21 protein-coding genes (1 of these 21 cut by a window edge) are annotated in these 25,804 nt (G+C 63.4%); 11 read left to right on the top strand and 10 right to left on the bottom strand.

Annotated elements, in window-relative coordinates:
- On the bottom strand, positions 1-2,428 hold the 5' portion of the coding sequence (gene clpB, locus DEA8626_RS14490) for an ATP-dependent chaperone ClpB (protein ID WP_108853936.1). The gene continues 188 nt to the left of window position 1, outside the view; the window shows 2,428 of its 2,616 coding nt (coding positions 1-2,428); it begins with the start codon at positions 2,426-2,428; its stop codon lies off the left edge, out of view.
- Between the two features lie 184 nt (positions 2,429-2,612).
- Between clpB and DEA8626_RS21080 the strand changes: the two genes are divergently transcribed.
- Positions 2,613-2,774, top strand: coding sequence for a hypothetical protein (locus tag DEA8626_RS21080; protein ID WP_181366453.1), 162 nt, complete (start codon positions 2,613-2,615; stop codon positions 2,772-2,774).
- 322 nt (positions 2,775-3,096) lie between these two features.
- On the opposite strand, the gene DEA8626_RS14485 is transcribed toward DEA8626_RS21080, so the two are convergent.
- On the bottom strand, positions 3,097-3,396 hold the full coding sequence (locus DEA8626_RS14485) for a hypothetical protein (RefSeq protein WP_146188871.1): 300 nt from the start codon (positions 3,394-3,396) through the stop codon (positions 3,097-3,099).
- 242 nt (positions 3,397-3,638) lie between these two features.
- On the opposite strand from DEA8626_RS14485, the gene pyrF reads away from it, so the two are divergent.
- The 3 genes from pyrF (at position 3,639) to DEA8626_RS14465 (ending at position 6,994) form a co-directional block, all read left to right on the top strand.
- Positions 3,639-4,361 (top strand): orotidine-5'-phosphate decarboxylase, encoded by a 723-nt coding sequence (gene pyrF / locus DEA8626_RS14480; RefSeq protein WP_108853934.1) that lies wholly within the window; start codon positions 3,639-3,641, stop codon positions 4,359-4,361.
- A 64-nt stretch (positions 4,362-4,425) separates the two neighbouring features.
- Entirely contained in the window at positions 4,426-5,157 is a 732-nt protein-coding gene (locus DEA8626_RS14475; protein ID WP_108853933.1) for a hypothetical protein, read from the top strand.
- 565 nt (positions 5,158-5,722) lie between these two features.
- Positions 5,723-6,994 (top strand): 4-aminobutyrate--2-oxoglutarate transaminase, encoded by a 1,272-nt coding sequence (locus DEA8626_RS14465; RefSeq protein ID WP_108853931.1) that lies wholly within the window; start codon positions 5,723-5,725, stop codon positions 6,992-6,994.
- A 51-nt stretch (positions 6,995-7,045) separates the two neighbouring features.
- On the opposite strand, the gene DEA8626_RS14460 is transcribed toward DEA8626_RS14465, so the two are convergent.
- The 3 genes from DEA8626_RS14460 to dapE form a co-directional block, all read right to left on the bottom strand.
- A complete protein-coding gene (locus DEA8626_RS14460; protein WP_438502437.1) occupies positions 7,046-8,302 on the bottom strand; it encodes a lytic murein transglycosylase in 1,257 nt (418 codons plus the stop codon).
- 94 nt (positions 8,303-8,396) lie between these two features.
- The gene (gene rnr / locus DEA8626_RS14455) at positions 8,397-10,652 is read right to left on the bottom strand and encodes a ribonuclease R (RefSeq protein WP_108853930.1); all 2,256 of its coding nucleotides are present in this window, start codon (positions 10,650-10,652) and stop codon (positions 8,397-8,399) included.
- Positions 10,653-10,709: 57 nt separating this feature from the next.
- The gene (dapE, locus tag DEA8626_RS14450; RefSeq protein WP_108853929.1) at positions 10,710-11,858 is read right to left on the bottom strand and encodes a succinyl-diaminopimelate desuccinylase; all 1,149 of its coding nucleotides are present in this window, start codon (positions 11,856-11,858) and stop codon (positions 10,710-10,712) included.
- Between the two features lie 357 nt (positions 11,859-12,215).
- Between dapE and DEA8626_RS14445 the strand changes: the two genes are divergently transcribed.
- Positions 12,216-13,304, top strand: coding sequence for a Hint domain-containing protein (locus DEA8626_RS14445; protein WP_181366452.1), 1,089 nt, complete (start codon positions 12,216-12,218; stop codon positions 13,302-13,304).
- Positions 13,305-13,320: 16 nt separating this feature from the next.
- Here the strand turns inward: DEA8626_RS14445 and DEA8626_RS14440 are convergent, their stop codons facing one another.
- Both DEA8626_RS14440 and DEA8626_RS14435 read right to left on the bottom strand, forming a co-directional pair.
- Positions 13,321-14,109, bottom strand: a complete 789-nt coding sequence (locus tag DEA8626_RS14440; protein WP_108853927.1) for an exodeoxyribonuclease III — start codon at positions 14,107-14,109, stop codon at positions 13,321-13,323.
- Positions 14,110-14,318: 209 nt separating this feature from the next.
- On the bottom strand, positions 14,319-15,005 hold the full coding sequence (locus DEA8626_RS14435) for a response regulator transcription factor (RefSeq protein WP_108853926.1): 687 nt from the start codon (positions 15,003-15,005) through the stop codon (positions 14,319-14,321).
- A gap of 160 nt (positions 15,006-15,165) precedes the next feature.
- Here DEA8626_RS14435 and ribA point away from each other — a divergent pair, with 160 nt between their 5' ends.
- The gene (gene ribA, locus DEA8626_RS14430) at positions 15,166-16,254 is read left to right on the top strand and encodes a GTP cyclohydrolase II (RefSeq protein WP_108853925.1); all 1,089 of its coding nucleotides are present in this window, start codon (positions 15,166-15,168) and stop codon (positions 16,252-16,254) included.
- Positions 16,251-16,760 (top strand): L,D-transpeptidase family protein, encoded by a 510-nt coding sequence (locus DEA8626_RS14425; protein WP_108853924.1) that lies wholly within the window; start codon positions 16,251-16,253, stop codon positions 16,758-16,760. The genes ribA and DEA8626_RS14425 overlap by 4 nt, the downstream gene beginning before the upstream one ends.
- 70 nt (positions 16,761-16,830) lie before the next feature.
- On the opposite strand, the gene DEA8626_RS14420 is transcribed toward DEA8626_RS14425, so the two are convergent.
- From DEA8626_RS14420 to DEA8626_RS14410, 3 genes are all read right to left on the bottom strand, one after another.
- Complete coding sequence (locus tag DEA8626_RS14420; protein WP_108854071.1) at positions 16,831-17,490, bottom strand: YggS family pyridoxal phosphate-dependent enzyme; 660 nt, start codon at positions 17,488-17,490, stop codon at positions 16,831-16,833.
- On the bottom strand, positions 17,477-19,648 hold the full coding sequence (locus tag DEA8626_RS14415) for a tetratricopeptide repeat-containing sulfotransferase family protein (RefSeq protein ID WP_108853923.1): 2,172 nt from the start codon (positions 19,646-19,648) through the stop codon (positions 17,477-17,479). Before DEA8626_RS14415 ends, DEA8626_RS14420 begins: the two co-directional genes overlap by 14 nt.
- A gap of 136 nt (positions 19,649-19,784) precedes the next feature.
- Entirely contained in the window at positions 19,785-20,801 is a 1,017-nt protein-coding gene (locus tag DEA8626_RS14410; RefSeq protein WP_108853922.1) for a porin, read from the bottom strand.
- 258 nt (positions 20,802-21,059) lie between these two features.
- Here DEA8626_RS14410 and DEA8626_RS14405 point away from each other — a divergent pair, with 258 nt between their 5' ends.
- From DEA8626_RS14405 to holA, 4 genes are all read left to right on the top strand, one after another.
- The gene (locus tag DEA8626_RS14405) at positions 21,060-21,605 is read left to right on the top strand and encodes a DUF3576 domain-containing protein (RefSeq protein ID WP_245890878.1); all 546 of its coding nucleotides are present in this window, start codon (positions 21,060-21,062) and stop codon (positions 21,603-21,605) included.
- Between the two features lie 111 nt (positions 21,606-21,716).
- On the top strand, positions 21,717-24,287 hold the full coding sequence (leuS, locus tag DEA8626_RS14400; RefSeq protein WP_108853921.1) for a leucine--tRNA ligase: 2,571 nt from the start codon (positions 21,717-21,719) through the stop codon (positions 24,285-24,287).
- Positions 24,274-24,771 carry an LPS assembly lipoprotein LptE gene (lptE, locus tag DEA8626_RS14395; protein ID WP_108853920.1) on the top strand — a complete coding sequence of 166 codons (498 nt, stop codon included), beginning with the start codon at positions 24,274-24,276 and terminating at the stop codon, positions 24,769-24,771. Before leuS ends, lptE begins: the two co-directional genes overlap by 14 nt.
- Positions 24,768-25,790, top strand: a complete 1,023-nt coding sequence (gene holA / locus DEA8626_RS14390) for a DNA polymerase III subunit delta (RefSeq protein ID WP_108853919.1) — start codon at positions 24,768-24,770, stop codon at positions 25,788-25,790. The genes lptE and holA overlap by 4 nt, the downstream gene beginning before the upstream one ends.
- Positions 25,791-25,804 lie beyond the last annotated feature (14 nt).

Below are 25,804 nucleotides of genomic sequence, written 5' to 3'. Positions count from 1 at the left end.
AGACCGGATCGTAGCCTTCGTCGGCAAGCCACTTCTTGGCGGCATCATCAAGCTCCAGCTCGATCTTGCGCTGCACAAGACGCTTTTCCAGTCGGCGGAGCTGGATCTCGACGATCCCGCTCATATCTTCGCGTGTCAGCCTGTCGAAAATGATCTGGTCGTCGAGCCGGTTGAGGAACTCAGGCCGGAAATGTGCCCTGACCGCATCCATGACGTCGCGCCTGGCCTGCGCGGCATCCGCGCCGTCGGGCAACTGGCTCAGTGCCTGCGAGCCGAGGTTCGACGTCAACACGATCAGCGTTTGCTTGAAGTCGACGTGGTGTCCCTGCCCGTCAGTCAGCACGCCGTCGTCCATGACCTGCAGCAGCACGTTGAAGACATCCGGGTGCGCCTTTTCGACTTCGTCGAACAGGATCACCTGATAAGGACGTCTGCGAACCGCCTCGGTCAGCACCCCACCCTCATCGTAGCCAACATAGCCCGGAGGGGCGCCGATAAGCCGCGCGACCGAGTGCTTCTCCATGAACTCCGACATGTCAACGCGGACCATCGCGTGTTCATCGTCGAACAGGTATTCGGCAAGCGCCTTCGTCAACTCGGTCTTGCCGACCCCTGTCGGCCCAAGAAAGAGGAACGAACCAAGTGGACGATTCTCGTCTTGAAGCCCCGCCCGCGCCCTGCGAACGGCCTTTGACACGGCCTCAACCGCGCGGTGCTGGCCGACGACGCGACGGCCAAGCTCCTCCTCCATCTTGAGAAGCTTCTCCCGCTCGCCTTCGAGCATCTTCGAGGTCGGAATACCGGTCCAGCGCTCGACCACTTCTGCGATCTGCTCCGGCCGCACGGCCTCTTCGACCATCAGCGCGTCTTCCTGCTCTTCGGCCGAAGAAAGCTGCTTTTCCAGCTGCGGAATGACACCGTAGCTCAGTTCACCGGCACGCGCGAGATCGCCGGCACGCTTCGCATGATCGAGTTCGTTTCGCGCCTGATCGAGCTGCTCCTTCAGCTCCCTCGCCGATTCGAGCTTGTCGCGCTCGGACTGCCATTTGGCCGTCATCTCGGCCGACCGCTGCGAAAGTTCGCTAAGTTCCTTCTCCAGCCTCTCAAGCCGTTCCTTGGAGGACGCGTCATCTTCTTTCTTCAGCGCCTCCGCCTCGATCTGTTTCTGAAGAATCTCGCGGTCGAGAGCGTCAAGCTCTTCCGGCTTGGAATCCACCTCCATGCGCAGCCGCGAGGCGGCTTCGTCCACAAGGTCGATGGCCTTATCGGGGAGGAATCGGTCGGTGATGTACCGTTGCGAAAGCGTCGCCGCCGCGACCAGCGCACTATCAGAGATCTTCACCCCGTGGTGAAGTTCGTACTTTTCCTTGATGCCGCGTAGGATCGAGATGGTGTCCTCGACCGAGGGCTCGTCGACGAAAAGCGGTTGAAATCGCCGGGCGAGTGCCGCGTCCTTCTCGACATACTTGCGGTACTCGTCGAGCGTCGTCGCGCCGATGCAGTGCAGTTCGCCCCGTGCCAGTGCCGGCTTGATGAGATTCGCCGCATCCATCGCGCCGTCAGTCTTGCCGGCCCCGACCAGCGTGTGCATCTCGTCGATGAAGAGGACGATCTCGCCCGCCGCGGCCTCGATCTCTTTCAGAACCGCTTTCAGGCGCTCCTCGAACTCGCCGCGGTACTTTGCGCCCGCGATCAGCGCGCCCATGTCAAGCGCCATCAGCTTCTTGTTGCGCAATGATTCCGGCACGTCCCCGTTGACGATGCGGATTGCCAGCCCCTCTGCGATCGCCGTCTTGCCGACGCCCGGATCACCGATCAGCACAGGATTGTTTTTGGTGCGGCGGCTCAGAACCTGCATCGCGCGCCGAATCTCCTCGTCGCGGCCGATTATCGGGTCGATCTTGCCCTGTTCGGCTGCCTCGGTCAGGTCACGCGCGTATTTCTTAAGTGCGTCGTATCCTTCCTCGGCCGACGCCGAGTCGGCGGTTCGGCCCTTGCGGATCTCGTTGATCGCGGAATTGAGGTTCTGTGCCGTCACGGCACCGGCCTCAAGCGCATCCCTGGCCTTCGTGTTGACCATGACGAGAGCCATCAGAATCCGCTCGACGGGAACAAAGGAATCTCCCGCTTTCTTCGCGATTTTCTCAGCTTCATCCAATACACGGACGAGCGCGGTATCGACGTAGACCTGGCCGTCACCACCCGAGACTTTGGGCGTCTTCGCGATAATCTGATCGACAGATTCGGATACGCGGCTCGGTTCTCCGCCCGATCGCTTTATCAGGTTGGACGCCAATCCCTGTTCGTCATCCATGAGCGCCTTCAGTAGATGCTCAGGCATCACTCTTTGATGTCCCTCTCGCATCGCGACGGTCTGCGCGGCCTGAAGAAAACCGCGAGACCGCTCCGTGAACTTTTCCATGTCCATCGGTGATCTCCTTGCTTAGCCCCCGGCCTCCGGTCGCCCGCAACGGCACGACACATCCGGGTCTAAGCAATGACTTGGCGACGGAACGGCGGGATTTCAAGCGCCAACCGAAGCCGATCAAAACGAAACGAATTGGAAAGGAGAATCTGCCTTAATCGGGCTTAACCTTAACGGAGGAGCCCGCATGACACGTCTGACCTCGTCCATCCGCACGGCTGCCGGAGGCTGGCTGGCTACGGTGAACCCGCCGCCTCGGCAGCTACTGTCGCTTGCCGCCGAACGCCAGGCAATCCCGACGATGAAGAAGCGCTCGGTGCCGAACCCCTTCGCTCCACGGCTTCGCTAGGGGCTCTGCGATGCGCATCCTTTCGTCAAGAGTCTTGCGTGCGCGCCGCGACCGTTCGGCAGGCCAGGTCGTGGCGCTCATCGCGCTGACCGCTGTGCGGGAGGGAATTCCAGTGCAGGCTCATATACAGGTGGCCGCGCCCGCGCGCGCGCCGGGCGCGGCAGCCCTTCGCGCTCGGCTTCTAGGGGCCGCGAAACTGAGCTTCGCCGCCCATCCCGAGCGGCATGCACTTCGGCGCGCAGCTTGACTGCTGCCCAAATGCTCAAGGGGCGGACGCAAAACGCCCGCCCCTTCGGACTTACGAGTAAGTGCTGGCCTAGCGCTATTCGCTTGGCGCCGCTGCCGGGGCTGTCTGCGATTCACCGACCGCCGGCGCGGTCGCATCAGTCGCGGCCGGCGCTGCCGACCCGTCAGCGGGAACGGCCACGGCGGGATCGGCGGTGGCCGGTGCGCCGCTCCGCGTGCCCTCGCCACCTGCCAGCCAGATAACGATTGCCAACGCAGCGACGATCACTGCTATGATGAAAAGAACGCTCCCGATGCCGCCTTCGCGATGCATTTCTCCGCGAGCACGTGACGGATCGTACGAGGAGCGGCCGGGCATGTGTTGTTCATAGTCCATGATGGGCTCCTTTCTTTTAGAACTGTCCCACAAAGGCCGCGTCTGCTCTAACCCCTTCCGGCAAAGCGCTTTTCTTTCGGCCAACGCTGGCCGAATATGCCAGAATCAACCTGCGGTTTTCCGCCGATATCGCTTCTGTGCTCGGAACGGCCGGACGGCAACGCGGCGGCCAACCCGGGTCCAGCGCTTGACAGGTTCTCACCCACAGCCCAAGAAACCTGAACCTTGGGAAAGGAGTGACGATGACCCTAGCCAATGACCGCCTGATCGTCGCGCTCGACGTGCCCGAGGCGCACTCCGCACTGGAGCTGGTCGAAGCTCTTGGCGATACGGTGAGCTTCTACAAGATCGGTCTGGGCATGCTCACTGGCGGCGGGCTGGCCCTCGCGAACGAACTCAAGCAGGAGCATGGCAAGCGCGTTTTCCTCGACATGAAACTGTTCGATATCGGCGCGACGATCGAAGCCGCTGTCCGTGGCCTAGCGCGCTATGAGCTGGATTTCCTGACGGTGCATGGCGACCCGCATGTCGTGCTTGCCGCCAAACAGGGGGCGGCGGGCACAGATCTGAAAATCCTTGCGGTAACTGTCCTCACCTCTCTCGACCGCCATGATCTCGACGCTGGGCTGATCCGCCGGGGCGACATTCCCGAAATCGTGGTGGAGCGCGCCGCCCGGGCCTTTGCCGCGGGTGCCGATGGTGTGATAGCGAGTGCCCGAGAGGCCACGCATATCCGCGCGCTGCCCGGCGCGCGCGGCCGCCTCATTGTCACGCCGGGAATACGGCCGGCGGGAAGCGCCCTAAATGACCAGAAACGCGTGACAACACCCGCCGACGCCGTAGCAATGGGCGCGGACCACATAGTCGTCGGCCGGCCAATCTGGGCTGCACCCGATCCATCCGCGGCAGCGGTAGCCGTCGCCGCCGAGCTTGCAGCCGCCGATCTGCAGACCGCGAAAGCCTGACGGGGAGCGCCGCAACGCCCAAGATCCCATGCTATCCTCTCGTCGCCCCGCTAGAGGAACTTGCATGGCCCGAAAATCTCAGACTGACCCTGATCTCGTTCTATCCTTTCAAGCCGTCCGCCAGGCTCTGGGCTATCTTGGTTGGTTCCTGCCGCTGTCGCTTCTGGCCTTTGCCTGGATTGGAGGCTACAGCCTTGAGGGTTCGATCAGTGATTTCTACTACACGTCCATGGGCGGCATCCTCACAGGAACGCTGTCGGCGATAGGCATTTTTCTCGTTGCCTACCGCGGCTACGACCCAGCACCTGGTGAGTTTCTGTCCGACCGCTGGCTGTCGGCGATCGCAGGCATTGCCGCGCTCGGCATTGCACTCCTACCGGTTCACCGGCATGGCTACCCCGTCTGTGTCGATGCGCCGCAACTGTGCTGGCGTTTCGGCATCACGTCTCATCCCGAATTGCTGCACTATGGCGCAGCAATCATATTTTTTTCGTGCCTCGCACTCTTCAGCGTCTTGCAGTTCCCGCAGGGCGAACGCGACGCGGACGGCCGTCTTCTGTGGACCGTGCGCAGCTTCATATTCCTCGGCTGCGGTACGGTGATCGTTGCCATGATGGTGGCGATCCTGCCCTACTTCCTGACGGATCCCGAGACTCGCGCGCGGCTGTCGGAACGCAACTACCTGTTCTGGACGGAGTCGCTTGCGACGGTCGCATTCGCGACCTCATGGCTAACGAAGGGCCGCGCCCTGACCTCACTAACAAACACCATGCAGCGGCTCGGCGGCGGGACTTGAGCGACCCCGCAGCCGAGCCCAACTTCAATCGCTAGTGGGACACCCGATTGACCGGACCCGCGTGCGCCAACGCCGCGTCCGCCGACGCCGCGACTTCCTGGCGCTGCGCTCCGGCCGTCAAGCTGACCACCACGAACGCGATGAAAATCGCTGCGATCCTTGCAGGGGTGCCCCAGCTCCCGCCCAAGCGATTGGACACACTCCGCTCGCAGGACGGATCGTAAGAAGATCGGCCATAAAAGTGCTGCTCATACTCCACGAGCGACTCCTTTGCCTGACATCTGAACGCCGGCCGGAAAATTGACTCCATAAGCCACGAAATCCATAAGCGGAATTTCACTCAGCCGGGCCTCGCCGAAAGCGGCCCGTGGGCAACGCGCATATTCGCCGAACGAATATCCTCGTCGCAGAAAAGGGATTGGTGTTGCTGTTGTGTCAGCGGGCCAAATCGCGCGCTGAAGTGCTTCCGCTATGTGGTCGTCGCTCAAAGCGCAGCCGCAATCAGCAAATTGAACAAGGCACGCGAAAGGTCTATCGAGGCGGGGAGTGTTTCGAGGAGCAACCCATGCAAAACGCCGCAATAGAATCCCGCCGTCAATCCGCCTTGTCGCGCGGTGTTGGCGTAATGACGCAGATCTACGCCGACCGAGCCGAAAACGCTGAAATCTGGGACGCCGAGGGCAACCGCTACATCGACTTTGCGAGCGGAATCGCCGTTCTGAACACCGGCCACCGTCATCCAAAGGTGATCGCAGCGGTCAAGGATCAGATCGACCGCTTCACGCATACCTGCCACCAGGTCGTGCCGTACGAAAACTACGTGCGTCTGGCCGAGCGGCTGAACGCGATGGTCCCGGCGAAGGGCGACAAGAAGTCGATCTTCGTCACGACCGGCGCCGAGGCGGTCGAGAACGCAGTAAAGATTGCCCGCGCCGCGACCGGCCGCCAGGCCGTCGTCGCCTTCACCGGCGCATTTCATGGCCGCACCTTCATGGGCATGGCGCTGACCGGCAAGGTCGTGCCCTACAAGGTCGGCTTCGGCGGCATGCCGGGCGACGTCTTCCACGCGCCCTTCCCAGTACCGCTGCACGGCGGGAGCGTCGAGAAGTCGATCGACGCACTCAACTATCTCTTCAAGGCGGATGTCGATCCGAAGCGCGTTGCCGCGATCATCGTCGAGCCGGTGCAGGGCGAGGGCGGCTTCTACGAGGCGCCGCGCGAGTTCATGACGAAGCTTCGCGGCATCTGCGACGAGCATGGCATCCTCCTCATCGCAGATGAGGTGCAGACGGGTTTCGCCCGAACCGGAAAGATGTTCGCGATGGAGCACCACGACGTTCAGCCGGATCTGACGACGATGGCCAAGTCGCTGGCTGGCGGCTTCCCTTTGGCGGCGGTGACGGGCCGCGCCGAGGTCATGGACGCGCCCGCGCCCGGCGGTCTTGGCGGCACCTATGGGGGCAGCCCGCTCGGCATCGCTGCCGCCAACGCGGTGATCGACGTGATCGAGGAAGAGGGCCTTTGCGATCGCGCCAACCAGCTCGGCGCACGGCTGAAGCAGCACCTTGCCAGTCTGCGCGACGAGGTACCCGAAATCGTCGACATCCGGGGCCCTGGCTTCATGAACGCGGTCGAGTTCAATAAAGGCGACAAGCCGTCGGCCGACTTCGCCAATAAGGTCCGCACCGAAGCGCTGAACCGCGGCCTTCTGCTCCTGACCTGCGGTGTTTACGGGAACGTCGTGCGCTTCCTGTCGCCGATCACGATACAGGACGAGGTCTTCACCGAAGCGCTAGGAAAGCTCGAGGACTCAATTCGCGCTGCCCGCAGCGCCTGACGCGGCATTCGTATGGGGTCAGGCTGGCCGCCCCGGGGGGCGGCCGTTTCCTTACTTCAGGCGTTTCAGAATATCGACGCTCGCATATCCATCGGGGGTCAATCCGGATGCCCGCTGATAGGCTCGAATCGCGGCAATCGTGTTCGGTCCGATCTTTCCGTCCACGCCTTGGGTGTCGAACCCGGCGCGGGTAAGGCGCTCTTGCAGCTCCTTGCGTTCGGCGAACAGCAGCGCGCGGTCCTCGCGCGGCCAACTTGCCTGGATCGGCTGTCCGCCGGCGATCCGATCCGCCAGGTGACCGACGCCGATGACATAGGCGTCCGCCGTGTTGTAGCGCTCGATCACGTGGAAGTTCTGGAAGATCATGAAAGCCGCGCCGCGGGCGCCGGCCGGCATGAGGATCGATGCGGCGCCGTGGTTTGGGATCAGCTGGCCGCTCGTGTCGCGGACGCCCATGGCCGCCCACTCAGCGGGCGATTTCTTCACCCGCTCTCCCGTCAGCGCGAAGTCGAAATCGTTCGGAAGCTGCACTTCGACTCCCCAGGGCAGCCCCCTGCGCCAGCCGAACTGCGAAAGATAGGCCGCCGTCGAAGCGAGCGCATCTGCGGGATCATCCGACCAGATATCGCGCTTGCCGTCGCCGGTGAAATCGACCGCATAGGAAAGATACGAGGTGGGGATGAATTGGGTATGCCCCATCGCGCCCGCCCAACTGCCGGTCATCTGGCGCGGATCGACATCGCCTGCCTGGACGATTTGTAGCGCAGCAATCAACTGGCTTTCGAAGAATTTGCCACGCCGCCCGTCATAGGCGAGCGTCGCCAGAGCCTCGATCAGCGGCGTGTTGCCTCGGTACGTACCGTAGGAGCTTTCGAGTCCCCAAACCGCGACGACGACTTCTTTGTCGACGCCATAGGTCGCCTCGATCTGCTCCAGAAGATTGCGGTGTTGAGCGAGTGCCGCCTTGCCGTTCGCGACGCGGGTTTCTGACACGGCGGAATCGAGATAATCCCAGATCGTCTTGGTGAACTCGCTTTGATTGCGGTCTTTCGATATCACGTCGGCGTTGTACTCAATGCCGCGGAACGCGCTGTCGAAAACGTGGTCGCCTATCCCAGCTGCACGCGCCCTGCTTTGGAACCCACGAATCCAATGCCCGAACCCCTGATTGGCCGCAGCGGGTACAATCTCTTCGGGTCCGCCCATGATCCCCCCTTCAGCGGTTGGCGAGTTCGGCGCTATTCCTGCGGCAGCTGCCGCGAACGGCAGAAGCGCGAGAATTGTCATGATTCCGGCTGTGTATCGCATGCCTCACCTGCTCGTTTCTTGATTGCGGTGAGTGTAGCGCGACAGTGATCGTCCGAAAAGAGTCAGATCGCCCGCATATGCATCTTACTGGTTGTCAGCGGCGCTTGCGCTCAACTTTGCGACGGGTGCGGCCCGGTTTCGCCCGTGCCGGGCCCGGACGGCGCCCGCCCGGCCGACCGCGCCTTGCCGATGCACCGGCCGCCATCGGCCGCCCTTCGATCTCCAGAAGCTCCAGCATCAGGCCGCCGGTCACCGGCACGGCCTCGGCCAGCCGGACGGTGACCCGTTGGCCCACGCCAATCTCGGTTCCGGTATCGGCCCCCATCAGCGTCTGGCCCCTCGGGTCGAAATGGAAGAACTCACGCCCGAGCGTGCGAACCGGAATCAACCCGTCCGCGCCGGTCTCGTCGAGCTTCACGAACAGCCCGAACCGCGTAACTGTGGAAACGCGGCCTGCAAATTCGCTGCCCACCCGGTCGGCGAGATACGCCGCGAGGTAGCGGTCGGTCGTGTCGCGCTCGGCCGCCATCGAACGCCGCTCGGTGTCGGAGATGTGTTTGGCGGTTTCCTCAAGCATCTCGATGTCCTGCGGCGACAGCCCATCCTTGCCCCAGCCGTGCCCTGTGATTAGCGCGCGATGCACGATCAGATCGGAGTATCGCCGGATCGGCGAGGTGAAATGCGCGTAGTGCTTCAGTGCGAGCCCAAAATGGCCGAAGTTTTCCGCATTGTAGTAGGCTTGGGTCATGGACCGCAGCGTCGTGATGTTCAAAAGCTCGTCGAAATCGGTGCCCTCCGCTTGGGCGAGCAGGCGGTTCAGATGCTCGGTCTTCAGGACCTGCCCCTTGGCGAGCGTGAAGCCAGACGCCTCGGCCACCTCGCGAAGCGCGTCGAGCTTCTGCGGCGAAGGCTCCTCGTGCACCCTGTAAAGCAGCGGTCGGCGGAGGCGGATCAGCTCCTCGGCAGCGGCGACGTTGGCGAGGATCATGAATTCCTCGATCAGCCGGTGTGCGTCGAAACGCTCGCGCAGCGCGACGGAGGTGACGCGCCCGTCCTCGCTGAGTTCGATCTTGCGTTCGGGCAGGTCGAGGTCAAGCGGTTGGCGCATCGCGCGGGCCGTCTTCGTCGTCTCATAGGCGGAGTAAAGCGGTGCGATGACCTCGTCAAAAAGCTCGTCACAACGCGTGTTCGGACGTCCATCTTGCGCCTCCTGTACCTCCGCGTAGTTGAGGCTGGCGACCGATTTTATCATCGCGCGCGTGAAGCGGTGCGAAACCTTCCGGCCTTTGGAATCGAGCTTCATCCAAACCGCGATTACCGCACGCGCAACGCCTTCATGTAATGAACACAGGTCGCCCGACAGCCGGTCCGGCAGCATCGGCACGACGCGATCCGGAAAATAGGTGGAGTTGCCGCGATTCCGAGCCTCGCGGTCGAGCGCCGAGCCGGGGGGGACGTGGTGCGCGACATCGGCGATGGCGACCCAAACGATGTGACCGCCTTCGTTCTTTGGGTCCTCGTCGGGATGCGCGTAGCAGGCGTCGTCGTGGTCGCGTGCATCCGCGGGATCAATCGTGATGAAGGGCAGGTGGCGGAGATCCTCGCGGTCGCCGAGCGGCGCGGGGTTCATGGCATCCGCCTCGGCGATCACATCGTCGGGGAAGTCGTCGGGTATGCCGTGCTGGTGGATCGCGATGAGCGAGACAGCCTTCGGCGCCGAAGGATCGCCGAGGCGTTCGACCACCCGTGCCTTAGGCAGTCCCATGCGACCCTTCGGACCCGCCTGTTCGGCCTCCACAAGTTCGCCGTCCTGCGCGCCCTGCGTGGCGTCCGGCGCAACGGTCCACTCTTTCTCCGCGCCCTTGTCGATGGGAACGATTCGTCCGCCTTCGGTCCCCTTTCGAAAGACACCGAGAACCTTGTGTGGATTGGTCCCGATCTTGCGGATCAACCTCGCTTCGTACTGGTAATCCTCACCGCGCGTCTCATTGACGCGCGCAAGGATGCGGTCGCCCTCGCCTAGCGCCGGGTCGCTGTTGCGCGGCTGGAAGAGCACGCGCGGCTCCGGCCCCTCGCCCTGCCATTCCATCGGCCGCGCGAAAAGGTCGCCGTTCCGGTCAGGAGTGAGGATAGTGAGCACGGTCACCGGCGGCAGTTTCTCGGGGTCGCGGTAGGACTTGCGGCGGCGTTCGAGCGTGCCTTCCGCCTCCAGTTCTTTCAGGAGCCGTTTCAGCTCGATCCGATCGGCGCCCTTGATGCCAAAAGCCTTGGCGATGTCGCGCTTGGCAGAGAGGCCAGGGTTCTCTGCGATCCAGTCGAGGATTTCTGTTTTGGAAGGAATGCGCGCCATGCCGATCACCTAGCACGGGCCGAAATTGGCGTCATGCGAAAATCGGAGACGGACACATCAGGCGAAGTAGTCCCGCAATATACGCCGGTAAACAGACTTCAGGGCTCCGATCTGCGCGATCTCGACGCGCTCGTCGACCTGATGCATCGTTTGACCTACGAGCCCGAATTCCACGACCGGACAGTGCTCTTTCACGAAGCGCGCATCAGATGTGCCACCTGAGGTGGAAAGGACCGGATCGACCCCCGTCTCTGCCATCACGGCAGCGGCTACGAGATCGACCAAGGGGCCCGGCGGCGTCAGGAAACTTTCGCCCGACACCTGTATCGCCAACCCGATCTTCACCCCGGTTTCGTCTTGAACCTCCGCTGCCTCTTCACGCAGCCAGTCGGCGAGGCTTGCCGAGCTATGCGCGTCGTTAAATCGGATGTTCACGACCGACCGCGCCCGTGCCGGGATAACATTCGAGGCGACATTGCCTGTGTCGATGGTGGTGATCGCCAGTGTCGAGGGATCGAACTGTTCCGTCCCGTGATCAAGGTGATGAGACGTGATCCGGGCCAAGAGGCGCACCAGTGCGTGAAGAGGATTCCGGGCACGGTGGGGATAGGCTGAATGACCCTGCTCGCCTCGTGCCTCGAAACTAACCGTCATGGAGCCGCGGCGGCCAATCTTGATCATCTCGCCCATCCGCTCGGGGCAAGTCGGCTCTCCCACGAGGCAGACCGACATCGACTCGTCTTGCGCCTTCATCCAGTCGAGAATGGCGACCGTCCCATCTTTTCCCGGACCTTCTTCGTCCCCCGTAATCGTCACGATCACTGCGCCGTCCGGAGGTGTTTCGCGCACGAAATCCACCGCCGCGGCGACGAAGGCGGCGACGCCAGATTTCATGTCGGTGGCGCCGCGCCCCCAAAGCCAACCGTCCGAGATCTCGGCTCCGAACGGATCGCGGCTCCAGGCGGCGGCGTCGCCCACCGGGACGACGTCAGTATGGCCGTTGAAGCCGAAGCTTTTCGCTGCGCCCTTCTTGCCCCACCGCGCGAAGAGGTTGGGCGTGCCGTTCCGATCGACGCGGTGACACTCGAACCCCGCCTCGCCAAGGATCGTCGTCAGTAGGTCAAGCGCGCCGCCCTCTTTCGGCGTCACGCTAGGGCAGCGGACCAGCGCGGCGGTCAGGGCAACGGCATCGACGTGTTCGGGCAAGACAGGCTCCCAAGTTGGACTGCCAAAGCGTTAGCCCCGATGACGGCGGGCTGCAATCCGCAGGACTGTTGCGCCCACGCCACCGCGTTCCTGCGCCATCGAAACCGCCCGATCAAGAGGGATTCACAAATCGGCGGCAGTCGGACATACTCGTAGGCAGAAAAACAAGACCCGAGGCAGGGCAAACGCATTTCGGGGCGCAACGTCCTCCGAATTGAGCAGTTGGCGGAAAGGAGCGGGGCATCATTCCCCCGTCTGCAGTTTGCACTGCCTCACGAGGTTGGAGGCGGGCACGATGACCAGAGCATGGCTCGGGTGCAGAGCACTTGCGCTTCGCGCAGCCGAGGCAGTGCGGCTATGACTTGGCGCACCATATGGAGCGCGGACGGCACTGCGCGGCAACTCAACCAGGCGCCGCTTCCGGAGCGGATTGACCGCGGCACGCTTGTCATCGAACTCGATCTGGCTGAAATCGGCTTGCCTAACGACGGCGAGCCGGTGCTGAGGCTCGCGCGGCATCTCGAGCCCAAGCGGATGTTCTCGATTGAGCGCGGCCAAGACGTGAGACTGCACCTCTTGCGGCGCCATGGGCCAGAGGTGAGCCACCTCTCGGTTGGGCTCGGTCTCGAGCCGATCTCCGGGATATTGAGGCTGACCTATCACTGGGACGCGGCTCGCGGCAGAAGTCTTCTGACAGCGGAGAACCTGACACGGGGTTCCATCCGTCAGCATGACGGGACGGACGCCTTGCCGATGCTTCGGGACGAGCTGGAATCTCTGCTCGCGCCCGGTGACAGTGGTAGACATGTCGCGATTGATTGGATCGGCCTTGCCGATCATTGGCATACCGTCGGTCCCATGCCGGGCTTTGCGCCCGGCACCGTGATCGCAACGCCCGAAGGTCCGCGCCCAATTGAAACGCTGAACCCCGGCGATCTCGTGTTGACCGCCGATGACGGGCCTCTGCCCGTCTTGTGGCAAGGTCGAGTGGCCGTGCCCGGCATGGGCCGAATGCGTCCAGTCCGATTGATCGCACCTTATCATGGATTGACCCGGGACCTCCGCATTAATCCCGGACAGCGGCTCGCGCTGTCCGGCCCCGAAGTCGAGCATCACTACGGCGAGGACGAGGTGCTTGTGGAAGCGCGCCATCTCGTGAATGGCCGGACGGCGGTCTGGGATTGTGAAGGTGCGCTGGAGACTTACCACGGTCTGCTGTTCGACCGGCACACAGTGATCGACGCGAACGGAATCCGGACCGAAAGCCTCTATCTCGGCCGTCTGACTCGTAACCCGGATCTTGCTCGGACGACGGCGCCCGCCGCGCTCGGACGGATACGGGAACTCCCGGATCACGCAACGCCGGTGCGGCCGGGGCTCAGAGACCACGACGCCTTCGCGCTCAACCTCTCACGGCTGAAAAGTCGCGCGCCGCTCGCTGCCTGAACGCCCATCCTTCAAGTTATAGATCAAACGTCGCGAAAACCGGCGCGTGGTCAGACGGCTTTTCCCAGCCCCGCGCCGAGCGCAGAACGCGGCTGCCATGGCCCGCGTTCGCGATGTCCGGCGTGGCCCAGATGTGATCGAGACGACGGCCCTTATCCGCCGCATCCCAATTCGGCGAGCGATAAGACCACCAGCTGTAGAGCAGCCCCTCAGGAATGTCTTGCCGGGTGATGTCGACCCATTTGCCGGCATTTTGCGCCTCGCCGAGGCCCTCCACCTCGATCGGTGTGTGACTGACGATCTTCAAGAGTTGCTTGTGGCTCCAGACGTCATCCTCGCGTGGCGCGATGTTGAGATCGCCGACAAGGATCGACTTCTCGGGCTTTTCGGCGCTGGCCCAGTCGCGCATCGCTGCCACGTAGTCGAGCTTCTGGCCGAATTTTTCGTTCATCTCGCGGTCGGGTACGTCACCGCCCGCGGGGACGTAGAAATTGTGGATGGTGACTCCGTTTTCCAGCTGCGCCGCGATATGTCGCGCGTGGCCAAGATCGACGAAGTCGTGCGCGCCGATCTCTTTCAGGGGAAACTTCGAGAATATCGCAACGCCGTTGTATCCCTTCTGCCCACGCGCGGCAATGTACGCGTAGCCAAGGTCCCGGAATGTCTCTAGCGGGATCTTCTCGACCGGGGACTTGCATTCCTGCAGGCAAATAATGTCCGGCGCCTCTTCCTGCATCAGACGGGCAACGAGCCCCTCGCGCAGCCTGACGGAGTTGATGTTCCAGGTGGCGATGGTGAAGGGCATGGCGTTCTCCTCATCTGTCGGACCGCGCGAACTTAGCCGGGGCACCGGATGGTAGCAACGCATCAGCGGCGAACTCTTTTCCGCTTCTCGCAGGACATCTGCTTCATTCCGTCGCGGCAGCCTCGTCAGAAAAAAAGGCCGGGCTGAAAGCCCGGCCAGTCCAACAGGGAGGATATCACGCCATTACCCCGACGTGATCAGGGGATCTCTCATGCAACCAGTCTATACCCGCCAGATTCGGTGACAAGAAGGCGGGCATTTGACGGATCTGGTTCTATTTTCTGACGAAGCCGGTAGATGTGGGTCTCGAGCGTGTGGGTCGTGACGCCCGCGTTGTACCCCCAGACCTCGTGCAGAAGGACGTCGCGCGGCACAACGCCCTCGGTCGCACGGTAGAGGAACTTGAGTATGTTCGTCTCCTTTTCGGTGAGCCTGATCTTCCGGTCCCGCTCGTCGATCAGCATCTTCATCGCCGGCTTGAACGTGTACGGACCAAGCTGGAATATTGCGTCCTCGGACTGCTCGTGCGTGCGCAACTGGGCGCGGATCCGGGCCAGGAGCACGGGGAACTTGAAGGGCTTCGTCACATAGTCATTGGCGCCCGCATCGAGGCCAAGGATCGTGTCGGCATCGCCGTCCTGACCCGTCAACATCAGAATTGGACATTTGACGCCCTGCTTGCGCATCTTCTTGCAAAGCTCCCGCCCATCGGTGTCAGGCAAGCCCACGTCGAGGATCACGAGATCATAAATCCCCGCCTTCACTTTATCGATACCCTCGGCGCCAGTGCCGGCCTCGAAGACGTCGAAATCCTCGGTTGAAACGAGTTGCTCGGCCAGTGCTTCGCGCAGGTCTTCGTCGTCATCGACCAGCAGAATTTTCTTCAAGTTGGCCATTGGCTTGTCTCCTTCTTACTTCAAGAGATGCGTGCGGACCCGCAAATCGGCAAGTCACGGCTCTGTCATTTCACGCGCTCGTGTCGCGGAACCCGGGAATTGTTTCAATTTCAGCAGCGGCGGACTATCTAGAAGGGCGCGAAGTTTCAACGGATGTAACATGCCCCTTGGCCCCGATATCGTCGAACGCCTCAATCGCGGGCGCGCCGATCTGCGGATGGGCGTACCCGTTGTTCTTGTTGCGGGCGGACAGGGCGCGCTCGCACTCGCGGCCGAGGCTCTGACGCCTGAGCGATTCATTGCCCTCATGACATTGGGCGAAACCGTTCTCGCGATCACGGCACGGCGGGCGGAGACGTTGAGGGCCAGACCCTATGACGGAGACATTGCGCGGCTCATCGTGCCTGCGGACGCCACGCCGGCCTGGATCGCGGCGGTCGCGGATCCGGCGGACGACCTCACCGTTCCGATGAAGGGCCCGTTCGACTGTTCGCGGGGCGACGACGCCACCCTTGCGCGCGCCGGCGTCGAACTTGCCAAGTCGGCGCGGCTTCTGCCGGCGGCGTTGATCGTACCGGTGGCCGAACCGGCCCGGTTCGCTGCGAGGGAGAGCCTCACGCTCATCGACTGGGATCGCGCCGGCCCGATCATGCTGGATACTAGCCCGCTTCATCCGGTCGTCGCCGCCCGGCTTCCCATGGCAGCCGCCGAGGCCGGGCGTCTGCACGTCTTTCGTCCCGAAGACGGCGGCGAGGAACACTATGCGATCGAGATCGGCCAGCCGCCGCGTGACCGTCCCGTTCTCGCGAGACTGCATTCGGCTTGCTTCACCGGCGACATTCTGGGCAGCCTCAAGTGCGATTGCGGACCGCAGCTCCGCGCCGCGCTCACTCTCATGGGACAGAAGGGGGCTGGGATATTGCTCTATCTCAACCAGGAAGGCCGCGGCATCGGGCTCGCCAACAAGATGCGGGCCTACTCGCTTCAGGATCAGGGCTTCGACACGGTAGAGGCCAACCACCGGCTGGGCTTCGAGGACGACGAACGCGACTTCCGCATCGGCGCGGGAATTCTAAAGCGGCTCGGCTTTTCATCCGTACGGCTTCTGACGAATAATCCGGCCAAGATCCGCATGATGGAAGCGGCAGGCATTCGGGTGAGCGAGCGAGTTCCCCTCAAGGTCGGGCGGACGCAGCACAACGATGCCTATCTTGCGACCAAGGCTTCGCGTTCGGGCCACCTGCTATGAGCCTTGGCGAGCTCGTGCTCACCCCGACCGGACTACGCTTTCTTAGCCGCACCTTCCCGGTCACCATCGGCCGCACCGGCGTCACGACTGCCAAGCGCGAAGGCGACGGCGCCACGCCCGCTGGTACGCACCGCATCATCGGTCTCCTCTACCGGCCAGACCGCGTTGCCGGAACGCGGCTTCCGCCCTGGGCGCAACCGATTCACCTTCAGGATCGCTGGTGCGACGCGCCGGACCATCCATCATACAATCACCTGACGCGCAAACCCTTCGGCAACAGCCCGGAACGCCTGCGCCGCGCCGACCCGCTTTACGATCTGATCCTGCCACTCGACTGGAACTGGCCCAGGGCGGTGCCCGGCGACGGATCGGCGATCTTCATCCACCAATGGCGCCGCCCGGGTTTCCCCACCGCAGGCTGCCTCGCCCTGTCGCGCAGGGATCTTCTCTTCATTGCGCGCCACGCTCCGCCCGGCACTCGCGTAGTAGTTCCCACACGCGCATGATCCTCACCTTGCCCAACGCTTTCGGGGATGAACCCCCGACTCGATCCGGGGAAAGGGGCGGAAGGTACCCTCAGCGCTGTCCGTAATCCCGCGCACCGAAGATGGCGGAACCGACGCGCACATGCGTCGCGCCCGCCGCGATTGCCTCCTCGAAATCCGCGCTCATCCCCATCGAAAGGCCCGAGAGACCGGTACGCTCCGCGATCTTCGCGAGCATTTCGAAATGCGGCCGCGGATCGTCTTCCTCCGGCGGGATGCACATCAGCCCCGTAAGCGTCAGGCCCATCCCGCGGCAGTCATCGATGAAGGCGTCGGCGTCATCGGGCAGCACACCTGCCTTCTGCGGCTCCTCCCCGGTATTCACCTGAACGAAGAGTTCCGGGCACGACCCGCCCTCCTTCGCCATCCGCGCAATCTTCTTCGCCAGGGACGGCCGATCGAGCGTGTGAATTGCGTCGAAAAGCTCCATCGCGGGCTTGGCCTTGTTCGACTGCAGCGGGCCGATCATGTGGAGAGAGACATCAGCGAACCGTTCTCTCAAGGGGGGCCACTTGCCCAGCGACTCCTGCACGTAGTTCTCACCGAAGATGCGATGGCCTTCTTCCAGCACCGCCTCAATCCGCTCCAGCGGCTGCACCTTGGAGACCGCGATCAGCGTCACCGATCCCTCCGGCCGCTGCGCCGCCATCTCCGCCGCCCTGATCCGCGCGGTAATCTCAGTCAGGGACATGCCCGCCTTCCCTCAGCGCGTCGAGCATCGGCTCCAGTTCCTTCTCGTAGCGCTGCCAGAGCGCAACGGAAGCCTTCGAGATCGGCTGGCGCACCTGATAGACGGAAAGTGTTTCCACCTTGCGCTTGGTCTCGTGGAAGCTGAGGCAGGCGTCTTCCCACTCAAGCCCGCAGGCGGCGATGAGCTTGCGCGTCTCGTCCTCGGGATTGGCGACGAGTTCCTCGTACTGCACCTCGTAGAACCAGTCGGGCACCCGCTCGCGCCAGAAGTCGATCACATCGACGAAGGTGCCATAGAAGGCAGCAAGGTCTTTCTGGTCGTAGGCATAGAGGTGCGTGTCGTCGGGGAACTTGTTCTTGTAGATCGACAGAAGGTTGTCGCGCGGGTCGCGGCGTACGACGACGAAACGCGCGTTCGGCATCGCGAGCTTCACTAGACCCATATACATGTAGGTCTGGATCGATTTGTCTGTGATCCGGTCGGCGCCGGGGAAGCGGGCCCCAATATACTCCTCGAAACGGTGCCCGAGCTCCGCGACGTCTTCCATCTTCGGCGGATGCATCTTCCGCGCGCTGACATCGTCAGAGATCAGAAGCTGCGCCGCCCTTGCGCATTCGCCGATTTCGCCCGCACCGGTGACGGTCGAGTGGCTGGCGATGATCTGTTCGATCAGCGTCGTGCCGGAGCGCGGCATGCCAGTGACGAAGATCGGCGCGAAATCGGTCGTGCCTTCGAGCTTGGTCCCGTGCCAGTCGATGCCGTCGAGCACGGCCTTCGTCTCCGCCACCTGTTCGCGGCGCAGTTCGATCGAATAGGGCGACATCTTGCGCATCAGCGCGTTCGCTTCGTCAAGGTAGCGGAAGACGCGGGCGTAATCCTGCACGTCCTCCAGCGCCTTGGCGATGGCGAAGCCCATGTTGACGCGATCGGCGTCCTTCAGCGCCGGGTTTTCGTAGCGGTCGAGCATCGTGGCTATGACCGGATCGTCAGACTTGGTTTTGTGCGACATGATGAAGGCGCGGAAGTTCTCGCCGTTCAGCGGGTCGAGTTCGAAGCCACGCCGGAAAAGCTCCTCGGCCTGGTTGAAATGGCCGAGCGTCTGGAGAAGCTGCGCCTTGCCGCCCGTCGCGACCGGGGAGTCCGGGTCGATCTGCAGCGCGAGATCGTAATTGGCCATCGCCGCATCGTCCTTGCCGAGCCGCGCCTGCGACTGGGCGAGAAGTGCGGTCGCATGACCGCTCTTGCCGCCGCCCGCCGTGTCGATCGCCTTCTGAAACGCCTGTTCCGCCTTCGCGAAATTCTTGAGTCTGGTGTAGAGGTTTCCCGCGGCGATATGAAACGGCAGCGCATCGACCCCCGCGGCCTCCGCCTTGTTCAAGAGAGTGCGTGCCGCTTCATAGTGACCGGACTGCGTATAGGAACTCGCGAGGTTCACGATCGCTGACGGCAGTCCCGGGGCCAGTGTGACGGCGCGGCGGAAGAGTTGAACTGCCTCCGCATCGCGCTTCCGCTCGATGAGGAACCGTCCGAGATTGTCGTATGCCTCGGCATAGTTTGGATCGGCCTGAATCGCGCGCCGGAAGCTGGTTTCCGCCGCGCGGTCCTTGCCGAGATTCACTTGCGCTGTCGCCAGGACGTTCAGGGCGAGAGCCGACTGCGGCTGCTGCTTGAGAACGGCAAGGGCGGCGCGTTCCGCTTCATCGTGGCGGCCGGCTTCCATCAGGCCCATCAGCCCACGGATCTGCGCAGGCTTCGCGCCCCCCGTCGCCGGTCGGGTACTTGCGCGCCGTGCCCCGAAACGGTCCTGTAGAACGATCTTGGTGTCGGCAGCGACAGGGGCGGGTTTCAATGTGCGGAGGAATGCGGCCTCGACATCGGCGTTTCCGCCGAGCGCGACCGCCTCGGCCCAGGCCATCCAGATAGCACTTTCGGCAGGGCGCAGCTTCACGGCGGCCTGAAAATGCTGAAACGCCCGCTCAAAGCGATTGCTTGTCGTGAAGATGCGGCCCGCCTGGAAGTGCGCCTCAGCGATCTTCGGATTGGCCTCGATGATCCGCCCGTAGATCTGTAGAGCCTCTTCGAGCTTCCCCGCCTGATGCAGCTTTAAGGCCTCGGCATAAGTCTGCTGGACCTGGTTCGGAGTCATCACGGTTGTCATCGGGGCGTCCGGGCAGATGTCGGGTCGCGGCGGACCTTATCGCTGGCCCCCGGCAATGTCGAGTTGGCCCCGGACGGCCTCAAAAAGAAAAGAGCGGGCCGAAGCCCGCTCTCTCCCGATTTGTCAAACCGCTCGATTAGAACGAAAGGCCAAGGCCGGCCGACCAGGTGTCTTCGCCCTTGCCGTTGGCCGAGACGCCGTTGTCGCTCGCGCCGTAGCCGACCATCGCGACAGCGCCGCCGCCCAGGTCGTAGTTGGCCACGATGCCCCAGCCCGACGGATCGGGAACGCCAGCGACAGTCGCGTCGTACTCACCGTAGTTTACGCCGACAGTCAGCGCGCTCATGGTCGCAGGCGTGTAGGCCACGCCGATGCCCCACCAGCTGTCAACCGCAACGCCGTTGCCGACCGCATCGGGGATACCGTCGAGGTCGGCATAGCCGACTGCGACCGAAACACCCATGGCGAACGCCGCCGAACCGCTCAGACCCCAGACGCTGATGGCGCCGTTGTCCTGGTAGCCAGCGCCGACGCCGACATCCACACCCTGGAAACTGCCAGCCCACTTGCCACCGATGGCGAAGTTGACGTCGTTGGTGACGCCGTCGCCGAGAACGGGGTCACAAGCGGGACCCGTGCACGCCGTGTCGTCGTCCATTTCGGCCGAGATCGCGACGCCGAAGTCACCGAACGAGTACTCGTAACGCATGATCTGGTTGTCGTAGGCACCGTCGAGGCCCGTGAACCAGTACGCACCGGCGTGGGTCGAATGGTCGTCGGTCAGCGAGGTGCCGGTGTAGATTTCCGACAGGGCCCAGTCGAAGGCGCCGTCGGTTTCACCAAGCGTCACCTTGCCGAATGCGCCCGAAACGAAGAACGATTCGTCGTCGATGACCAAGCCGCCGTTGATCGCCGACGGGCTGTTGGACTCTTCGATCTGGACACGGCCGCCGAACTCGAGACCGCTGTCGGTCGAGCCGGAGAAGTTGAAGTTCACCTGCCAGTCATTATGGAACTGCGTCTCGAACTGCGCGGCGCCCGGGCCGTCGCCACCGCTGATACCGATCTCGGCGTAGCCCGAGAGCGAAACTTCCGCAGCCGCGGCGCCGGCGAAGCCGACGAGAGCGGTGGAAGCGAGAAGGATCTTTTTCATTTCGTATTCCCTCGTTGATCTCAAAGGTCGGCCCAACTCAGGGAAATCCGAATTGGGTATGCGTCTATTTCCGCTCTTGGGCCGGGCAATGCAATGGAAAGGACCGGTGGCTTGGGAAGACTGGGGCGTGATGGTGCAGTCTTGCCACAGTGCGGGCGAGCGGTCGGAGAATAGCGCAGAACCCCCTGACCGGAAAAGCCTTGTTCGGGCGGGAAGGCTCGGCTAGACAGCACAAAATTCACTGTCGTGGGGTGGGTCATGCAGGTCCGGATCATCATGCGCGGGGCGATTCTCGCCGGTCTCCTGGCCAGCCTTGGCGGGTGCAACGGATTCGGCTTCGGCGAAGGTGGCATCTTCGGACGCGATCGGGCGCCCGCAACCGATGCTGCAACACTTGAATCGCGCGCGCGTGCGGATCAGCAGCGCGCCAATCTCGAACGTGTATCGCCGCAGCGGCAACGGTCGACGATCTGGGACCTTTTTACCAACAGCGCCGACCCGAACAACACGGTCGAGGTCAACAAGTATCTCTGGCAGGCGTCGCTCGAGGTGCTGGACTTCCTTCCGATCCAGTCGGTCGATCCGTTCTCGGGCGTGATCGTCACCGGCTACGGCACGCCGCCGGGCGGCGGGCGCGCCTACCGCGCCACGATCTATGTTCAGGATCCCGCACTCGATGCGCGCTCGCTCAAGGTGGCGCTCGCCACGCGGGGCGGCGCGGTCGACGCGGCAACGCAGCGCGCGGTCGAAGACGCAATTTTGACCCGCGCGCGCCAGCTCCGGATTCGCGACAGCAAGCTCTGACCGCCGGGCACCGGCCCGGTCATCTCAGGACCCATCCGCGGGCAGAGGTAACCTCTGGACCTCGCGCGCCGCGCTTGTATAACCACGCGGACGAAGCCTCGAGGATAGACCATGTCGCGTTACGACTCCGCCGTCATCGAGCCGAAATGGCAGGAAGCCTGGGAGAAGGAAGGCATTTTCAAGGCTGAACGCGACCCCTCGAAGCCGAAATACTACGTCCTTGAGATGTTCCCCTATCCATCGGGTCGGATCCATATCGGACATACGCGCAACTACACGATGGGCGACGTCGTGGCGCGCTACAAGATGGCGAACGGTTTCAACGTTTTGCATCCGATGGGCTTCGACGCCTTCGGCCTGCCCGCAGAGAACGCGGCGATGGAGAAGGGCGTCCATCCCGGCGCCTGGACCTATCAGAACATTGCCGACATGAAGGATCAGCTGAAGCCCTTGGGCTACACCCATGACTGGAGCCGAAGCTTCGCGACTTGCGATCCTGAATATTACGGTCAGCAGCAGTCGATGTTCATCGACTTCATGGAAAAGGGCCTCGTCTACCGCAAGAACGCTGTGGTGAACTGGGACCCCGTCGACATGACGGTGCTGGCGAACGAGCAGGTCATCGACGGCAAGGGCTGGCGGTCTGGCGCCGAGGTCGAGCGGCGAGAGCTGACACAGTGGTTCTTCCGCATCTCGGATTTCGCGGGCGAGCTTCTGGAGGCGATCGACGGGCTGTCCGAGTGGCCCGAGAAGGTGCGCGTCATGCAGGCCAACTGGATCGGCAAGAGCCGGGGCCTGCAATTCGCCTTCTCGACCATCGGCGCGCCCGAGAGTTTCGACCGGATCGAGGTCTACACGACCCGGCCCGACACGCTTCTGGGCGCGAGCTTCGTCGCGATCTCTCCGGACCATCCGCTCGCCAAGCAGTTGGAGCGTCACGACGAGAAGATCGCCGCCTTTGTCGCCGAGTGCCGCCGGATCGGCACGTCGGAGGAGGCGCTGGAGAAGGCCGAGAAGAAGGGGCTGGAGACCGGGATCCGCTGCCGCCACCCTTTCGACGACGGCTGGGAACTGCCGGTCTACATCGCGAACTTCATCCTGATGGATTACGGCACCGGCGCGATATTCGGCTGCCCGGCGCATGACCAGCGGGATCTCGATTTCGCGCGCAAGTACGGGCTGCCGGTCGTGTCGACCTATGAACCGCTGTCGCCAGATGCGGACTTTCGCCACCCGGAGAACGGTGGCGACGCCTATGTTCCGATGAAGTCGGAAAAGGTGCGCTACATCAAGGGCTTCGCCGGAAGCGAGGAGCAGACCGGCGAAGGGGCGATCGATGCCGCGATCGCCTTCTGCGAAGGCAAGGGCGTCGGTCGCGGGGTCACCAACTACCGTCTGCGCGACTGGGGCATCTCGCGCCAGCGGTTCTGGGGCTGCCCGATTCCCGTCGTGCATTGCGGCGACTGCGGCGTCGTGCCCGAAAGGAAGGAAAACCTGCCCGTCAAACTGCCGAAGGACGTGACCTTCGACCGGCCCGGCAATCCGCTCGACTGGCACCCGACCTGGCGCGACTGCGTCTGTCCGCAATGCGGCCGGCCCGCCAAGCGCGAGACCGACACGATGGACACCTTCGTCGATTCGTCCTGGTACTACGCCCGCTTCACGGCGCCACGTGCCAAGACGCCGACGGTGATGGAGGACGCCGACTACTGGATGAACGTCGACCAGTATATCGGCGGCATCGAGCACGCGATCCTGCATCTGCTCTACTCGCGCTTCTTCGCCCGCGCGATGCATATCTGCGGGCATCTGCCCGAAAAGGCGGTCGAGCCGTTCAACGCCCTCTTCACGCAAGGCATGGTCGTGCACGAAACCTATGCGACCCGGACGGAGGACGGCCGGCCGGTCTGGCACCTGCCGGAGGATGTGACGCGGACCGAGACGGGCGCGACCCTGAAGGACGGCACGCCGGTCGAGATCGGCCCGCTGATCAAGATGTCGAAGTCGAAGAAAAACGTCGTCGACCCCGAAGATATCATCGGCCGGTACGGCGCGGATACCGCACGCTGGCTCGTCATGTCCGACAGCCCGCCGGACCGCGACGTGGAATGGACCGCGGCGGGCGCGGAAGCGACCCACAAGCACCTGGCGCGCGTCTGGCGCCTCGCCTCTGAGGTGAACACGCGCGGTGAAGGGGATGCTGCGCACGACGAGGCGCTTCTGAAGGCCACGCACCGGACCATCGCGGATGTCACCGACGGAATTGAGGGCTTTGCGTTCAACAAGGCGGTGGCGAAGCTGTACGAGCTTACCAACACCTTCTCGAAGTCGGACGCGAGCCGCAAGGCCAAGCGCGAGGCGATGCTGACGCTCGCGCAGCTCATGTCGCCGATGGTGCCGCATTTGGCCGAGGACATCTGGGGGATGCTCGGCGGCGAGGGGCTGGTCGCTCAGGCACCCTGGCCAAAGGCCGATCCGGCGATGCTGGCGGAAGACACGGTCACACTGCCCGTCCAGATCAACGGCAAGCGGCGGGCCGAGATCAGCGTTCCGAAGGACATGGCGGCCGCCGAGGTTGAAAAGATCGTTCTGGCCGAGGAAGCTGTGATCCGGGCGCTGAATGGCGGCGCCCCCAAGAAGCTGATCGTCGTGCCGGGCCGCATCGTCAATGTCGTCATCTGACCGTCGCACATTTCTTGCCGGGCTACTGGCGCTCTTGCTCGCGGGCTGCGGGTTCGAGCCCGCCTACGCGCCGGGCGGTCCTGCTTCCGGCCTGCTCGATCAAGTCAGAGTGGACGATCCGGCCGACAAGGATGACTTCGATTTGGTCGAGCGTCTCGAGGAACGTCTCGGTCGCCCGGGAAGCCCGCGGTTCCGGCTGTCCTATGACGTGAATACCAAGGTCGAGAGTCAGGCGATCACACCCGAAAGCGTGATCACGCGCTACCAGCTGCTTGGGAATGTGTCCTACAGGCTGCATGACATAGCCACTGATTCTGTGCTGAGCGCCGGTGAGGTGGCGTCATTCACGTCCTATTCGGCCGTGGGTACCTCGGTGGCCACAGCCGCTGGCGAAGCGGACGCCCGCACGCGGCTGATGCGGCTGCTCGCCGACCGGATGTTAACCGAGTTGATTGCCACGTCGGCGGAGTGGAACCGTCGATGAGGCTGTCGGGGGCTGCCGCCAATCGTTTCTTCGCCCGGCCAGAACCTGACCGCGCCGGGCTCTTGATCTACGGCGCCGATCCCATGCGAGTCGCGCTGAAGCGGCAGGAGGTCATCGCTGCGCTCATCGGTCCCGAAGGCGAGGCCGAGATGCGGCTGACTCGGATCGCCGCCTCCGATCTGCGCAAGGATCCTGCCCTTGTCGGCGACGCGCTCAGGGCACAGGGGTTTTTCCCGGGACCTCGGGTGGTCTTCGTCGAAGATGCGACAGACACGCTGGCCACTGTTCTGAAGGACGCTCTTGCGGATTGGAGCGCCGGGGACGCGATGCTCGTCGTCACGGCAGGCAGTCTCAACAAGTCCTCCGCGCTCCGGAGGACTTTCGAGGGCCACGCCAACGCCTACGCCGCAGGCATCTACGACGACCCGCCGTCGCGCGAAGATATCGAGGCAGAATTGGTGCGCGCGGGGCTCAAGGAGATCAGTCGCGATGCGATGACCGATCTGCATACGCTCGCCCGCGAGCTTGATCCTGGCGACTTTCGACAGACGCTTGAGAAGGTGGCGCTCTACAAGCTCGGCGATGCGGCACCTCTGTCGTCCGAAGACGTGGCCGCCTGCGCACCGGCCACGATCGAGGCCGAGCTTGACGACGTTCTCCACACCGTCGCCGAGGCGCGGACGCCGGATGTGAGCCCGCTCGTGCGGCGCCTCGAAGGGCAGGGCATCACGCCGGTCTCGCTATCGATAGCGGCTACGCGTCATTTCCGCGCACTCCACGCTGCCGCCTCGGCACCGGGCGGAGCAGCCGAGGGGATCGCACGCATGCGTCCGCCCATCTTCGGGCCGCGTCGCGAGCGGATGCTGCGGCAGGCACAGTCGTGGGGGATGCAGCGCCTGGAAACCGCGCTGTCAATCCTAACAGATACCGACCTGAAGCTACGCTCGGCGTCGCGCGCGCCGGCAATGGCCGTAATGGAGCGTGCGCTGATCAGGCTGGCGATGCTAAATCGGCACTGACCCATTCGCTGAGC

The organism is Defluviimonas aquaemixtae, assembly GCF_900302475.1.
Classification (GTDB): Bacteria; Pseudomonadota; Alphaproteobacteria; order Rhodobacterales; family Rhodobacteraceae; genus Albidovulum; species Albidovulum aquaemixtae.
The sequence above is the reverse complement of the archived record's forward strand: the minus strand, read 5'-3'. Positions and strand labels throughout refer to the sequence as shown.